We start from the raw sequence: 13,792 nt of genomic DNA on the forward strand, positions 1-13,792 counted from the left end.
AGAAAGCAGTAGTATTTTTCTTTAAATGGAGAATCCTAGGTTTGGTGCAGCTACTGAAGGCAGTAATGTACACATCTGTACCAAGACCTTACCTTACAATTACCCGTCGGTTAAAGGTTTTGCCTTTGGTACTAACCAAAACACTGTACACCCCAGGTGTTAATCCCTCCAAGTTGAGATGTAATTCTTTTTTGCCCCCTTTACGGCTTAGTACTTTTACCCCCAAATTATTAATCAAGGAAACAGACTCTATAGTTTCTTGAGCTTGGATCCGAAGATTATGAGTGGCGGGGTTGGGGGATAAAACAATGCCGTTGGCTGCATCCTCCTCTCTAAGGCTAGTGACCGTGGAAGGTAGACCATAGCGCATCACAGTAATCCTACCCAGTTCGGTTTCATCACTATAAGCAATGTAAGGTTCCCCTGTTAAAGGATTAAGTGCTAAATAGGTATAAATAGCCTCGCCCGCGGAGAAAGCAGGGGTCCCTACAGTTTCCCAGCGGGTGCCGCTAAACCGCATTACAGAAGTTTTCCTTTGTAAATTCTCATCGGCGAAGCCTATCACTAGTTTGCCGGTAAAGTCTAGGGCTAAAGAAAGGAATCGGGCCGCGCCTGCTGTGAATGCCCTTTGTCCAAAGTACTCCCACCCTGTTCCATTAAATTTCATGACCGACGCCTTTCCATCTCTATCACCATCCCTGAAAGCAACAAAGGGTATACCAGCATCCGTAATTACTAACTGAGGGGCATAGGTAAAAGCCCCGAAAGGACCCGGCCCCACGTTTACCCATTCAGTGCCGTTGAATCTCATTACAGTCGTCCAGTTGTCAGTCCTGCCATCCCTGAAAGCGATATAAGGCGTATTTTGCGGCCCGATAACTATGTTAGTTTCAAATGCCTGTCCAGGTGAGAAAGCTTCCTTCCCCACTACTTCCCAGGATGTGCCGTTGAACTTCATGACTGAGGCCCTATATCCCAAAGTATTGTCCTGAAAGGCTATATAGGGGACTTCGTTTGAATCAAAGGCCAAGGATATATGATTAACGGCACCGGCCGAAATTCTTTCACCCCCTACATTAACCCATTCGGAGCCATTGAACTTCATGACTGAAGCGCCGAAACGGCCCCTAAAACTAACATATGGGGTGCCTGAGGGGCTTAGCACTATTTTAAAGCCATATGACGGTCCGACCATAAACCCTCTTGTACCCACCAAGACCCAGTTACTACCGTTGAATTTCATTACCGTCGCATCGTTCGAAAGGTTAATGTTGTCTATGAAAGCCACATAAGGCGTACCATCCCGCCCTATAGCCATGGAAACATCTTCACCTATCGGACGATTAGAAAAACCCGGCTGTCCTACTGTTCGCCAAGCATTGGTTGTTTGCCCTGTAGCAAGATTGGGCAAGAATCCAGTTTGGAATATTAGAATTAATAGCAGAATTAAATTATTTGTAGATTTTCTCATTAGATCTTATTAAATACAGGCTGCTGAAATATTTGAAAATTATACTTGATACTGAAAAACAAATTGCTCCCCCTGAACAAAACCCTATTATGAAAGGTGCATTATTCTTTCGTAACAACTTAAAATTAGATACTTTCCTGAGAATAAAAAAAATCCTACCTCTGGTGCTGCCATGGTATTCAGTTACCTACTCATTGGGTCCAATCACTCCAAATCCTAAAAGTCACCAGAAAATACTTCCTTAAAATTAGTGCTTTCTGGCTCTAAAGACATTATATAAAAAGGAAACAGCAATCAACAAGTAGCAATCAACAATTCCCCTACCTTTGCCCCATGTTCAAACGTTTAATGAGCTTCTTCACCGGCAACAAGGAAACGGTACCGGTAGAGGACACTTCTCTTGATATGAAATATTTACTGGTGGGCCTGGGCAACATTGGGCCGGAATATGCGGAGACGCGGCACAACATAGGCTTTATGGTGCTGGATTACCTGGCCAAAAAGCACGAGGTTTCCTTTGACACCGGGCGCCATTCCTTCGTTACAGAATTTAAGCACAAAGGCAAGCACTTCACGCTGGTAAAACCCACCACCTTCATGAATCTGAGCGGCAAGGCCGTGGCGCACTGGCTGAGCTCCCTCAAGATTCCGGCGGAGCAGATGCTGGTGATTACTGATGACCTGGCTTTGCCTTACGGAAAACTCAGGATGCGGGCGAAGGGCAGCGCGGGCGGGCACAACGGCCTCAAACACATTGAACAGACGCTGGGCAACAATGAATACCCAAGGCTTCGGTTTGGCGTGGACTCACAATTTTCTAAGGGCCGACAAGTAGATTATGTTTTGAGTCCGTTCTCAGAAGACGAAAAAATTGACCTGAGCACGCACATTGAGAAAGCCGCCGAAATGTGCCTTTCGTTTGGGGCTAATGGCCTGGAGCGCACCATGAACTTCTTCAACAAATAACCAAGGCTGTTTTAGGCTCCGTTTAGCATTTAGAGCCCGAAAACGCTTTTCGCCCGCCTATTCTCCACCAAAGGTCAGAATCGGGTCGCCGTCGCTTTTCCCTTCGCAGCATGAACAAGATCTTCAAGTTGTACGCCAATGCGTTTGGCGGCCTCTCGGTAGAGGCTTGGTTGCTGGCGGGCGTCATGTTCATCAATAGAAGCGGGGCCATGGTGGTGCCGTTCCTGAGCGTGTACCTCACTGAGTCCATGGGCTTCAGCCTGAAACAGGCGGGTCTGCTCCTGAGCATCTTTGGGGCAGGCTCTGTGTGCGGCACGTTTCTGGGCGGCTGGCTCACCGACAAGATTGGGCATTTCAAGGTGCAGTTCTTCAGTCTGGTGCTGGGCGGAAGTTGGTTTTTTGTGATGGTGCAGCTGCAGCAGTTCCATTGGTTTGCGGCCGGCATTTTCGTGCTCAGTCTGCTCACTGAAAGCCTTCGGCCCGCCAACGCAGCCTCTGTGAGTTCCTACGCCCGGCCGGAGAACGTGACGCGCGCCTTCTCACTGAACAGACTGGCCATTAACCTGGGTTTTTCCATTGGGCCGGCCTTGGGCGGCGTGCTGGCCACGGTGTCTTACCAATGGCTTTTCATGGCAGACGGTTTCACTTGCCTAGCTGCCGGGGCCATTTTCTACTTCTATTTCCGGCACCGGCAGGGTCACCAACCCGTCTCGGTAGCCGCCATTTCTGCCCCAGAAAACCAGGCGCAAGGCCCGGCCCTTCGTTCCCCCTACCGCGATGTGCTTTTTCTGGTGTTCACGGTGCTGTGCTGTTTTTTTGCCGTGGCTTTTTTCCAGTTTTTCTCCACCATGCCACTCTACTACAGAAAGGTGTACCAACTCTCTGAACTGCAGATTGGCGGTTTGCTGGCCTTTAACGGGCTGCTGGTGTTTCTGCTGGAGATGATCATTGTGTACTTGATCGCTGACAAATTTGCGGTCTGGAAGATGATTGTGGCCGGCTTGCTCTTGCTGGCGGCTGGTTTCGCCATTCTTAACCTGTTCCACGGGTTCGGCATTCTGCTGCTGTCGGTGCTCTTGATGAGTTTGTCTGAGATGCTGGCCATGCCGTTCATGAGCACGCTCACCGTGCAGCGCTCCGGCCCGCAGAACCGCGGGGCGTACATGGGGCTGTACAGTCTGTCTTACTCGGTGGCGCACATTCTGGGTCCGTTCCTGGGCACCACCACTATTGCTGCGTTGGGGTTTGGTGCCCTGTGGTGGGGCGGTGCCGCGCTCTGCCTGGTGACGGCGCTGGGCTTTTACCTGGTGGTGCGTCGGTTTTGATTTTCCGTTTTCGGGCTCGTTTTCAGAAATGAGGCCGAAAACGGGACTGATTCTGTAGAGACGCAATACCTTGCGTCTCACGCGTTGCTGAAAATTTTCTAATTTCTTTCGTTTGCTGAAATACGTATAATCTGGCATGCGTGAGACGCAAGGTATTGCGTCTCTACAAGAGAAATGATGGCATGGACAAATTCAGGGATACCTACAAAATACCCTCAGCGCGTCTCCAGCAATGGGACTATGGCTCTCCCGGTCTTTATTTCATTACTATCTGCACCCAAAACCGGGAACACTTCTTTGGCGAGGTAATCGTGCCTTCCCCAGATAGCAGCGCTTTATCCCTTGATCTACCTGCTGCTCAGTTTATGAAATACACGCCCATCGGCGAATTAGTGCACCGCTATTGGCAGCAGATTCCTCAATTTTCGCCTTATGTGGAAGTAGATGCGTTCATTATCATGCCCAACCACCTTCATGGTATTCTGTTTTTGAACAAACCTAATTACCAGCAATGGCAGCCTAACACTTTTGGTCCGCAATCACAGAATTTGGCGTCTGTGATTAGAGGATTTAAAGCCGCTGTGAAAAAATATGCCACTACCTATCAAATTCCTTTTGCCTGGCAAAGCAGATTTTATGACCGTGTCATTCGTTCAGAAAAGGAATTACAACACATAAGAGCCTATATTTACGACAACCCTCTAAAATGGGAAGCAGAGAAAAATAATCCAGAAAACCTGTGGATGTGATTTTCCCTTTGTAGAGACGCAATACCTTGCGTCTCACGCATTGCTGGTTTTTATCTGCACGAATTGGAATTTCTGGATCTGCACGAATGGGAATTTCTGGATCTGCACGCGTGAGACGCAAGGTATTGCGTCTCTACATTTCTGATACTTGCCGCTTTTTAGATAAAAATAACTTATGAAACACTTCCTCCTAATTTTGTTTTGCCTAACCCTGGCTAGCTGTACATCCGTTAAACAGGGCATAATGAAAAACGAGATGCTAGTGTACGTGGGCACTTACGCCAAAGCAGACGCCGAAAGTATTTTTGCCTACCACCTGAATGAGGAAACCGGCCAGTTGACCAAGGCCTTCGGGGTGAAGGGCGGGGAGAACCCTTCTTTTCTGGCCCTTTCTGAGGACCGGAAGCACCTCTATGCCGTGAATGAAACCACCGAGTTCCAGGGCCAGAAAACCGGCGCGGTGCGTGTGTTCTCTATTGACCAGAAAACCGGCAACCTCACCTTCCTGAACCAACAGCTCAGCCTGGGTGGCGCTCCGTGTTACATCAGTCTAGATTCAAGAAACAACTTGGCGTTGGTGGCCAATTATGTAGGCGGCAACGTGACGGCTTATCCGGTGAATGGCGGTGAGCTAGCCAATTCACTAGGTGCTCAGCAGCACAAAGGCTCCGGTCCTAAAAAACAGCAAGAAGGTCCGCACGCGCACTGCATTATTCCAGACCCGGCCCACAAGTTTGCGCTGGCCGTGGATTTGGGCATTGACCAGGTGGTGGCCTATGAAATTCTTCCGGAAATGGGCGAATTGCGGCGCCAGCCCACCCCTGCCTTTGAGACGCCCAAAGGCGCCGGGCCCCGGCATTTGACCTTTCACCCCAACGGAAAACTGGCCTTCCTGATCAATGAACTGAACTCCACGCTGGTTTCGCTTTCTTATAACCCTACCAAAGGCACCTTCACAGAAAACCAAACCGTCTCTACATTGCCTTCAGATTTTAAAGGAGAAAGCTTCTGCGCCGATGTGCATGTCTCCAAAGACGGGCGTTTTGTGTACGGCTCCAACCGCGGCCACAACAGCCTGGTGGTGTTCAAAATAGACGAGGCCACCGGAAAAATGACCTTGGTGCAGCATGTGTCTGTGGAAGGCAACTGGCCGAGGAACTTCGGGTTTAGCCCCAGCGGCAAAGCGCTGTTGGTAGCCAACCAACGTTCCGGTACCATCACCACGTTCAAGGTAGACACCAAAACCGGTAAGCTGACTTACACTGGCAACTCCCTGGAAGTGCCCTCGCCGGTGTTTGTGCAGGTGGTGCCCGCCTTCCCAGAAACACCTAAGTTATAAGTGCGTTTTCGGGCTCAAATTTGGAAATGAAGGCGAAAACAGGAGCTAAACTTCAGGCGAAAAGGAAAAAAACTCAGCATGAGTCATCATCCCCCTCCCCCCTTCAAAGGGGGACGAAATGCGTAGTAATCAATTCCCGTTTTCGACTCCATTTTTGGAAATGAGCCCGAAAACGGCAAAAAGTAGCTAACTTAGTTCTTCTACTTTTACCACATGAAGTTTTTCCAGAAATATACCGGCCTGCTGCGCACGTTCAAAGCGGTGTACGTGCTCAACAACCTGCTGCACCTCAAACAACTCAAACACAATCGCCCGCTGTATAAGAAATTCGGGCTGAAGAAACCGGTGTATGCTTCTGTGTCCAGCGTTGACTTTGAGAAACTTCCGCCGCAGCCAGGGCCATGGTTAGATGCGCCAGACGCAACTTTTAAACTGCAGAAAACTCAAGAATTAGACACATTTCCAGCCGAAATAAAAGAGCAGATTTTACAGTGGCCCACCAACGGCTACCTCATTCTGGATAAGTTTTTTGACCATAAAACCGTTGATTTGGTGAACCAGGAAATTGATTTGCTGCTGGAGCAGAAACAGGTGGATTTCAACTACACCAACCGCAAAATCATGTTCGCGTTCAGGCAGTCTGCGGCCATAAAACAGGTGGTGTACACGCCGCAATTGCTGCAGATCCTCAACTTTCTCATGGGCAAAAAGGTGGTGCCGTTCCAGACCATCAACTTTCTCAAAGGCAGCGAGCAGAAGGCGCACTCAGATTCCATTCACATGACCACCTATCCGCTGGGCTATCTGGTGGCCGTCTGGATTGCCCTGGAAGACATCACCCCACAGAACGGACCGCTCTTTTATTACCCCGGCAGCCACCAACTTCCCTACGTGCTCAACCCTAATTTTGACCACGGCGGCACCGCCCACCGCATCGGCGACAACGCCTACGCCGGCTATGAGAAACGTGTGCAGGAAGTGGTGAATGAAAACAATCTGGAGCAACAGATTTTCTACGCTAAGAAAGGCGATGTCTTTGTCTGGCATGCCAACCTGCTGCACGGCGGCCTGCCCATTCTCAACCCGCAGGCCACCCGCAAAAGCATGGTGATCCATTACTTCTGCCAAGACGTGGTCTGTTACCATGAAATCACCCAGCGCCTCGCCCTACTTCCCGAAGAACTACAGCACAGTTTCAGTTTGCGCGATGATGATTAAGGTGGTTGATTTTAGTGATTAGTATTTAGGCTGAAAGTTCTTTCTTGACAGAAAGCAGAAATGCCTCGCAGATAATCTCTGTGAGGCATTTTGTTTTTCCGTTTTCGGGCTCAATTATAGAAATGAGCCCGAAAACGGAAACTTCTCTTCCCTACTTGAGAATTTATTCTATCTGGACAATGGCTGTTTGGGCAGGAAAACACTGTTCGCCCACGTTAACATTCTTCTTTCCACCAGCACATGAAAAAACCAGCCAACTAAGACAGAAAGCAGGGTGGCCAGTAGCACAAACCAATCTAAAAAGGGCAGTTCAAATTTGTTCCAAAAAACCGTTAAGGCTTTGATAGGAAACGTGTGCATGAGGTAAATTGAAAATGAGGCGTCACCTAGGGCAAGCAGGAATCTGGGTACGGTGATTACCTGGCTGGTTTCCAGGAACACACAACCTGCTACCACAAAAGCACTGGGTAAGCCCCAGAGCAAAGCCCGCATAAAAGCGCCTTCGCCAGAGAGCGTGGCTGCCAGAAAGCCCATGTGTTCATACCCAACCAGTAAAGTGGCCAGAAAGCCCACCGCGCCCACCAGCACCAGTCTTTTTGGAAATAACCCAGATGTAAAGCCTTTTTGCTGGCTTGTTTTAAGGTACAACAACCCAATCACGGTGCCATACACAAACTCGTACAACATGGGGTTAGTGGCAAAAACCAACCAGGATTCTGGGGAGGGAAACCACCATCCGGCGCTAATGGCAAGCAGCAGGAGCAGAATAACCCACAGCATGTAATGGCGCGATTTTGAAAAAAGCAGTAAGGCGGTCAGTAAATAGAAAAGAAGTTCGAACGAAAGCGTCCAGCCCACGGCCAACACCGGCATAATGAACCGCTCTTCATCAAAGAAAGGGAAAAACAACAGGCTCTTCCAGACTTCTACCCCGGCCACCGGTTGCTTCAAGGCCCATTGTGATACCAGCACCAGACCCGTGACCAACCAATACAGCGGCACAATCCTAAGCAATCGTTTCAAAAAGAATTCCCCGCCGGCTCCCCGCTGCAAATACCGCCTGGAGGTGTAGACAATGATGAACCCACTGATCACAAAGAACAGGTCAACCCCCACGGCCCCGAAGGTTTTCAAATGCACAAAACCCTCTTGCCAAGAGTGGTTGGAAGAGTCTAGGTACAGCGTTTGTGCCTCTATGGCATGGAAATGAACCACCAGTACCACGGCAACGCCCCGCAATACCTGAAGAAGCAAGAATTTAACCGCCGGGACCTGCTCAGAAATAGTCTGGTTCATACAATCGGCTGGCTTTTCTCTTTTATGGATTGCTTTCTTGAATTGAAAATTCCTGTTTTGGGGCTCATTTCTGAAAACGAGCCCCAAAACAGGAAAGCCTGGATTACTAATTCGAACTCCACACACTTTGTCATCCTGAAAGGATCTTGTGGGCAAGCTGTCATAGCGTTTACTACTATGCCTTTCTAGCTCGCCAACAAGATCCTTTCAGGATGACAAAAGAGAGAAAATTGACAAAAGCAGGAAAAATCCTTCCAGCTTACCAATAAGAAACAGGAAAAATTTCAGAAAAATCCCACTTTGTCCAATTCTTAATTCCTAATTCTCAATTCCTAATTAACTCACGCCTCCCCCGTTCACCACGGGCTTGGACGGTTGCATAAACGCCAAACTTCCATCTGCGTTCTCGGCCATCAACAACATGCCCTGGCTAACAATGCCTTTGATTTCGCGCGGGGCAAGGTTCACTAAGACAGACACTTGCTGCCCGATGATTTCCTCAGGGTTGAAGTGCTCGGCGATGCCGCTCACGATGGTGCGTTGGTCCAAGCCGGTATCTACTTTCAGCTTCAGAAGTTTCTTGGTTTTGGCCACTTTTTCGGCTTCCAGAATGGTCCCAATGCGGATGTCAATCTTGGAAAAATCTTCAAACGAGATGTCTTCTTTGGCGGGCGCGGCCACGGCGTTGGCCAGTTCGTTTTCCTTTTTGGTATCCAGTAGTTTCTGCACCTGGGCTTCAATCACAGCGTCTTCAATCTTCTCAAATAACAGCGCGGCTTCACCGATGGTGTGTTCGGCTGGAAGCAAATCCGGTGAACCGGCAACGTCCCATTTTCCGGCGGTGTAATTCAACATAGCTGCCAATTTAGCCGAAGTCTCCGGCAGGAACGGTTCTGACAGAATAGCCAGGCTCGCCGAAATCTGCAAGGAGATGTTCATAATGGTTTCCACGCGCGCGGCATCGGTCTTGATCAATTTCCAGGGCTCAGTATCGGCCAGGTATTTGTTGCCTAGGCGGGCCAGGTTCATTAATTCGCCCAAGGCTTCCTTGAAACGGTACAGTTCCAGCGAGGCGGCAATTTTCTCCGGGAAACCGGCCAGCTGCGCCAGCACTTCCTGGTCAAACTGGGTCAGTTCGCCGCGTTTCGGAACGGCGCCCTGGTAATATTTATGCGTGAGCACCACCGCGCGGTTGATGAAATTCCCGAAGATGGCGAGCAGTTCATTGTTGTTTCTGGCCTGAAAATCTTTCCAGGTGAAGTCATTGTCTTTGGTCTCTGGCGCATTGGCGCAGAGCACGTAGCGGAGCACATCGGCTTTACCGGGAAGCGCCTCTAAATATTCATGCAACCACACGGCCCAGTTGCGCGAGGTGGAGATTTTGTTGCCTTCCAGGTTCAGGAATTCGTTGGCGGGCACGTTGTCGGGCAGCACATAATCGCCGTGGGCCTTGAGCATAGCCGGGAAAATAATGCAGTGGAAGACAATATTATCCTTTCCGATAAAGTGGACCAACTTGGTGCCTTGGTCTTTCCAGTACAGTTCCCAATCCGGAGTCAAATCTTTGGTGGCCGAGATGTAACCGATGGGTGCGTCAAACCAGACGTAGAGCACTTTTCCTTCGGCACCAGCTACGGGCACGGGCACGCCCCAGTCCAAGTCACGGGTCACGGCGCGGGGCTGCAGGCCTTGGTCAATCCAGCTTTTGCACTGGCCGTACACGTTGGTTTTCCAGTCTTGCTTGTGGCCGTCTACAATCCACTCACGCAGCCAGGCCTCGTATTGGTCCAGCGGCAAATACCAGTGCTTGGTTTCGCGCATGACGGGCTGCTCACCGCTGAGCGTACTTTTGGGATTAATCAGGTCAGTGGCGCTCAGGGAGGTGCCGCAGCTTTCGCATTGGTCGCCATAGGCGCCGTCATTTCCGCACTTGGGGCAGGTGCCTACAATGTAGCGGTCGGCCAGAAATTGCTGCGCTTTCTCGTCAAAATACTGCTGGGTGGTCTGCTCTATGAACTTGCCTTCATTGTAGAGTTTCAGGAAAAACCCGGAGGAAACCTCGGCGTGCGTCTTGGACGAGGTGCGCGAATAAATATCGAAGGAGATATTGAAATCAGCGAAGCTCTGCTTGATGAGCTCGTGGTACTTGTCAACGGCCTGCTGCGGCGTAATGCCTTCTTTCTTGGCCCTGATGGTGATGGGCACGCCATGCTCATCTGAGCCGCAGACAAACTTGACATCGCGCCCGCGCGAACGCAAATACCGCGCGTAAATGTCTGCCGGAATGTACACGCCGGCCAAATGCCCGATGTGCACAGGGCCGTTGGCGTAAGGAAGCGCGGCGGTAAGGGTATATCTTTGAGGGTAGGTGGAATCTGCCATGGAAAACGGGTTGTGCTGCAAATATAGTAAAATAGTAGGCTACGCTTTCAGGAAGTAAAGGGCTGCCGTTTTAGGGCTTGTTTTTGGAAATGAGGCCGAAAACGGATAAGAAGCAGAAAGACCTCACAGTTTTTAAAAACCTGTGAGGTCTGAAGTGATATGTGAATTTTTACGGTTTACTGTTTTTGACTTCGTTTCTGAAAATGAGCCCGGAAACGGAAATTTCTATTTCTTGAATCATGGAGCAACCACGCATTTCGTCCCCCTTTGAAGGGGGTTGGGGGATGATGGCTTGAGTAGATTATTCATTTGTGATTTCTACCGCAAGTTTAGCGACTGCGTAACTTGTGGGAATACACTTGGTCAGTTTATCAACTGACGTGAGTTGCTAAACTCACTATGTAGGTAACCACAAGTTACGCTTACGCTAAACTTGCGGTAGCTATAGTTTCATTGCTTTGGCTGGGAGTGCTTCCTCCTGGCTTTATCATCCCCCTACCCCCTTCAAAGGGGGACGGAATACGCGCAAAACAGAAAAGGTTAAGAAACGGAAAGACCTAACAGGTTTTAAAAACCTGTGAGGTCTGCAATGCTTTGTCGCAATCATCCTATTTTCGGCTTCATTTCCAAAAATGAGCCTGAAAACAGGATTTTATGTTATTGCTTTTTCCGGTGCGTGGTGTCACGGCGGGCACGAGTGCTGGTTGTATCTACCACCACGGGCTGGCGGCCGGGCAAGACGCGCTGGGAACGGACCTCGGGCGGCTGGTTGGCGGGGTCATTGGGGCGTTCCTCAATGTTGACCTTGCGGTTGGTGGTGCTGGACTGGTTGTTCATGTCCCGGGACGTGGGCGTTGGCCGATAGGAGCGCTGCGGCTCAGTGGTCTCCAGGGCTGGGCTGTCTCTTGATGAGGTGCAACTTACCGCTAACCCCATGGTGATGATAATTGAAAGCGTTGCAAACGTTCTTCGCCTCGCTCCTGCTCCACTTTCCCAAAACGTTTGCATCGTTTTCATCTTATTGTTCATAGACGTTGCTTTGACTCAGGTCTTGGCCGTCTAATTCCTGCACGGCTTTGTAGCCCACGGGGGTCAGGCGCAAGCCGGCGGGGTCTGGGGTGGCGTAGCCTTGGTTTCTTAAATGTTCCTCGGCGCGCTGCTGCACGTCTTTGTAGTGGTATTTCTCGTCTTCCTGGTGCAGGAACGGGTAAATCTCGGTCCAGGCCAACACTTCTTCGGCTTGGGTGCCTTTTTCTTTGAAGGCTTTGAGAATGAGAAGGCCGGTGTTCTCTATGTTGGCGCTGTTGGAGCTCAGGTTTTCCAAATCCATAGTCTTGTAGGTTAAGTTCGTGGCTTTGGTGTACGGCAAGACTAAGGCAAAAGATTTGCCCGGCTAGCGGTGCTGCAGGTTGGCCAGAATGCCGTCCCAGAGGTGCAGGCGCTGGCGGTAGCAGGCAATGGCTTCCTCACGGCACTCGTCCCATTTCTGGTCATCATTTCCGCAAAGCACAGACACCATGTGCATGGCCAGCGGCGAATGCACTTCTTCGTCTAAATGAATGTGGCGTTCAATATAGTATTGGTAGGTGTCAAGGGTGCCGGGGTAACGCTGGCTGATGTCTGAAATGAGGCACCGGAACATGCCGGGGATGACGTCTTCGCGCCCGAAGGTGAAGGCGGCGGCAATGCGGTGCGGCTGCCCGCTGTTAATGGTCTGGAAGGTATGTTTCACGAAGTCCTGCACCTTGCCCGGCACCGGCAGATCTTCTAGCATGGTGTAGACCGCCTTCCCGTTTTGCAGGCCCGCTATAAACTCCTTTATGAGGACGGTGTCGGCGCCGCATTCTTCCATGGCCCGCACGTACAGCTCAAAATGGCTGATGGGCTCGCCGTTCACGTCAACGTCTGTCTCTTCCTCCAGCACAATGGCGTTGATGAGGCGGCGGTTGGCGGGGTGGCCGTGCGGAGTCCAGGGAACGTCTACGCAGGTGAGGTGGCGCTGCAGGCTCTTGAGCAAACTCATAAAGTCCCAGACGGCAAACACATGGTGCTCCATGAACACGCGCAAATCTGCCAGCGCAGCCACGTTCTGGTACAGCGCGTGCTGCATGAGGGCCTGGCGGTGGGGCCGCAGTTCTTGCTGCAACCAGTCAATTTTTTCAACACAGATAGGCATGGCGGTAGGGCTCTGGGACCAAGCCTCTCAAGGGCAGAGTGCCGGTCTTGGGTTGTGTACTCTAAAGATACACAGAAAGCCGGAGATTTCACTTCTACCAGCCGGTGTGCACCTCCCCGCGGTCACTGGATAGCAGCGGCCGCCGGGAAGATACCATACGCCAAAAGCCGGTTTCCGTTTTTAGCCTCATTTCTGGAAACGGAGCCGAAAACAGGTTATTGGTTTTTCACGAAATTAAGCGCCACGGAGTTGAGGCAATAGCGCAGGCCGGTGGGCTTGGGACCGTCATCAAACACATGGCCCAGGTGGCCGCCGCACTTAATGCAGAGCACCTCGGTGCGCAGCATGCCGTCGCTGTCATCGGGCACTTCCTGCACGGCGGTGGAGTTGAGAGGTTGCCAGAAACTGGGCCAGCCGGTGCCGCTCTCAAACTTGGTCTGCGAACTGAACAGCGGGTGCCCGCAGGCGGCGCAGGTGTAGGTGCCTTTCTCCTTGTGTTTGTTGTACTGGCCAGAGCCGGCGCGCTCGGTTCCTTTTTCGCGGAGCACATAGTATTGCTCAGACGTCAGGATTTTCTTCCACTCGGCATCGGTTTTCACCAAAGTATCTCCAAAAGTGGTGCGGTTGAGCGCGCGGGTGCGGGCCGCCGACAAAGCGCTGTCGCCGGTGGCGGCGGTGGTGCCGGCATCTTTCTGGGCGCAGGCCGAAACCAGCCATAAACTCAGGAACAGACCGGCCACTACGTTTATTTTTTTCATGGATTGCTCATCTATTTTCATTGGGAACACATACGCAGAAAACGCCTTGGGCGGATGTACGCCCCCGCCCCAAGGCCTCTGCAGGAACTTCCTGGGCACCAAAGCTGTTGCC

12 protein-coding genes are annotated in these 13,792 nt (G+C 50.9%); 5 read left to right on the forward strand and 7 right to left on the reverse strand.

What is annotated here, in order from left to right; translation table 11 throughout:
• Positions 1–88 precede the first annotated feature (88 nt).
• Positions 89–1,471: a T9SS type A sorting domain-containing protein gene (locus IMY23_RS09700; RefSeq protein ID WP_192821891.1), complete on the reverse strand. Its 1,383-nt coding sequence runs from the start codon at positions 1,469–1,471 to the stop codon at positions 89–91.
• 405 nt (positions 1,472–1,876) lie between these two features.
• Here IMY23_RS09700 and pth point away from each other — a divergent pair, with 405 nt between their 5' ends.
• From pth to IMY23_RS09725, 5 genes are all read left to right on the forward strand, one after another.
• On the forward strand, positions 1,877–2,437 hold the full coding sequence (gene pth, locus IMY23_RS09705) for an aminoacyl-tRNA hydrolase (protein WP_192823737.1): 561 nt from the start codon (positions 1,877–1,879) through the stop codon (positions 2,435–2,437).
• Positions 2,438–2,547: 110 nt separating this feature from the next.
• Entirely contained in the window at positions 2,548–3,762 is a 1,215-nt protein-coding gene (locus IMY23_RS09710) for an MFS transporter (protein WP_192821892.1), read from the forward strand.
• Positions 3,763–3,902: 140 nt separating this feature from the next.
• On the forward strand, positions 3,903–4,511 hold the full coding sequence (locus IMY23_RS09715) for a transposase (RefSeq protein WP_225986469.1): 609 nt from the start codon (positions 3,903–3,905) through the stop codon (positions 4,509–4,511).
• A gap of 244 nt (positions 4,512–4,755) precedes the next feature.
• Positions 4,756–5,850, forward strand: coding sequence for a lactonase family protein (locus tag IMY23_RS09720; RefSeq protein ID WP_192821893.1), 1,095 nt, complete (start codon positions 4,756–4,758; stop codon positions 5,848–5,850).
• Between the two features lie 213 nt (positions 5,851–6,063).
• Positions 6,064–7,068, forward strand: a complete 1,005-nt coding sequence (locus IMY23_RS09725; protein WP_192821894.1) for a phytanoyl-CoA dioxygenase family protein — start codon at positions 6,064–6,066, stop codon at positions 7,066–7,068.
• A gap of 168 nt (positions 7,069–7,236) precedes the next feature.
• On the opposite strand, the gene IMY23_RS09730 is transcribed toward IMY23_RS09725, so the two are convergent.
• The 6 genes from IMY23_RS09730 to msrB all read right to left on the reverse strand — a co-directional run bounded on the left by IMY23_RS09730 (position 7,237) and on the right by msrB (position 13,680).
• The gene (locus IMY23_RS09730; RefSeq protein WP_192821895.1) at positions 7,237–8,364 is read right to left on the reverse strand and encodes an acyltransferase; all 1,128 of its coding nucleotides are present in this window, start codon (positions 8,362–8,364) and stop codon (positions 7,237–7,239) included.
• Between the two features lie 336 nt (positions 8,365–8,700).
• Positions 8,701–10,746: a methionine--tRNA ligase gene (gene metG, locus IMY23_RS09735; protein WP_192821896.1), complete on the reverse strand. Its 2,046-nt coding sequence runs from the start codon at positions 10,744–10,746 to the stop codon at positions 8,701–8,703.
• Positions 10,747–11,403: 657 nt separating this feature from the next.
• Positions 11,404–11,682: a hypothetical protein gene (locus IMY23_RS09740; protein WP_192821897.1), complete on the reverse strand. Its 279-nt coding sequence runs from the start codon at positions 11,680–11,682 to the stop codon at positions 11,404–11,406.
• Positions 11,683–11,764: 82 nt separating this feature from the next.
• Complete coding sequence (locus IMY23_RS09745) at positions 11,765–12,076, reverse strand: hypothetical protein (RefSeq protein ID WP_192821898.1); 312 nt, start codon at positions 12,074–12,076, stop codon at positions 11,765–11,767.
• Positions 12,077–12,139: 63 nt separating this feature from the next.
• Complete coding sequence (locus IMY23_RS09750) at positions 12,140–12,922, reverse strand: DUF3050 domain-containing protein (protein WP_192821899.1); 783 nt, start codon at positions 12,920–12,922, stop codon at positions 12,140–12,142.
• A 215-nt stretch (positions 12,923–13,137) separates the two neighbouring features.
• Complete coding sequence (msrB, locus tag IMY23_RS09755) at positions 13,138–13,680, reverse strand: peptide-methionine (R)-S-oxide reductase MsrB (protein WP_192821900.1); 543 nt, start codon at positions 13,678–13,680, stop codon at positions 13,138–13,140.
• Between the last annotated feature and the right edge of the window lie 112 nt (positions 13,681–13,792).

Origin of the sequence: Rufibacter sp. LB8, from assembly GCF_014876185.1 — a bacterium.
GTDB lineage: Bacteria > Bacteroidota > Bacteroidia > Cytophagales > Hymenobacteraceae > Nibribacter.

Bases quoted from the DNA above. Each gene is read 5' to 3' on its own strand.
- IMY23_RS09700 (WP_192821891.1), bottom strand. From the start codon at position 1,471: ATGAGAAAATCTACAAATAATTTAATTCTGCTATTAATTCTAATATTC.
- pth (WP_192823737.1), top strand. From the start codon at position 1,877: ATGAAATATTTACTGGTGGGCCTGGGCAACATTGGGCCGGAATATGCG.
- IMY23_RS09710 (WP_192821892.1), top strand. From the start codon at position 2,548: ATGAACAAGATCTTCAAGTTGTACGCCAATGCGTTTGGCGGCCTCTCG.
- IMY23_RS09720 (WP_192821893.1), top strand. From the start codon at position 4,756: ATGAAAAACGAGATGCTAGTGTACGTGGGCACTTACGCCAAAGCAGAC.
- IMY23_RS09725 (WP_192821894.1), top strand. From the start codon at position 6,064: ATGAAGTTTTTCCAGAAATATACCGGCCTGCTGCGCACGTTCAAAGCG.
- IMY23_RS09730 (WP_192821895.1), bottom strand. From the start codon at position 8,364: ATGAACCAGACTATTTCTGAGCAGGTCCCGGCGGTTAAATTCTTGCTT.
- metG (WP_192821896.1), bottom strand. From the start codon at position 10,746: ATGGCAGATTCCACCTACCCTCAAAGATATACCCTTACCGCCGCGCTT.
- IMY23_RS09740 (WP_192821897.1), bottom strand. From the start codon at position 11,682: ATGGGGTTAGCGGTAAGTTGCACCTCATCAAGAGACAGCCCAGCCCTG.
- IMY23_RS09745 (WP_192821898.1), bottom strand. From the start codon at position 12,076: ATGGATTTGGAAAACCTGAGCTCCAACAGCGCCAACATAGAGAACACC.
- IMY23_RS09750 (WP_192821899.1), bottom strand. From the start codon at position 12,922: ATGCCTATCTGTGTTGAAAAAATTGACTGGTTGCAGCAAGAACTGCGG.
- msrB (WP_192821900.1), bottom strand. From the start codon at position 13,680: ATGAAAAAAATAAACGTAGTGGCCGGTCTGTTCCTGAGTTTATGGCTG.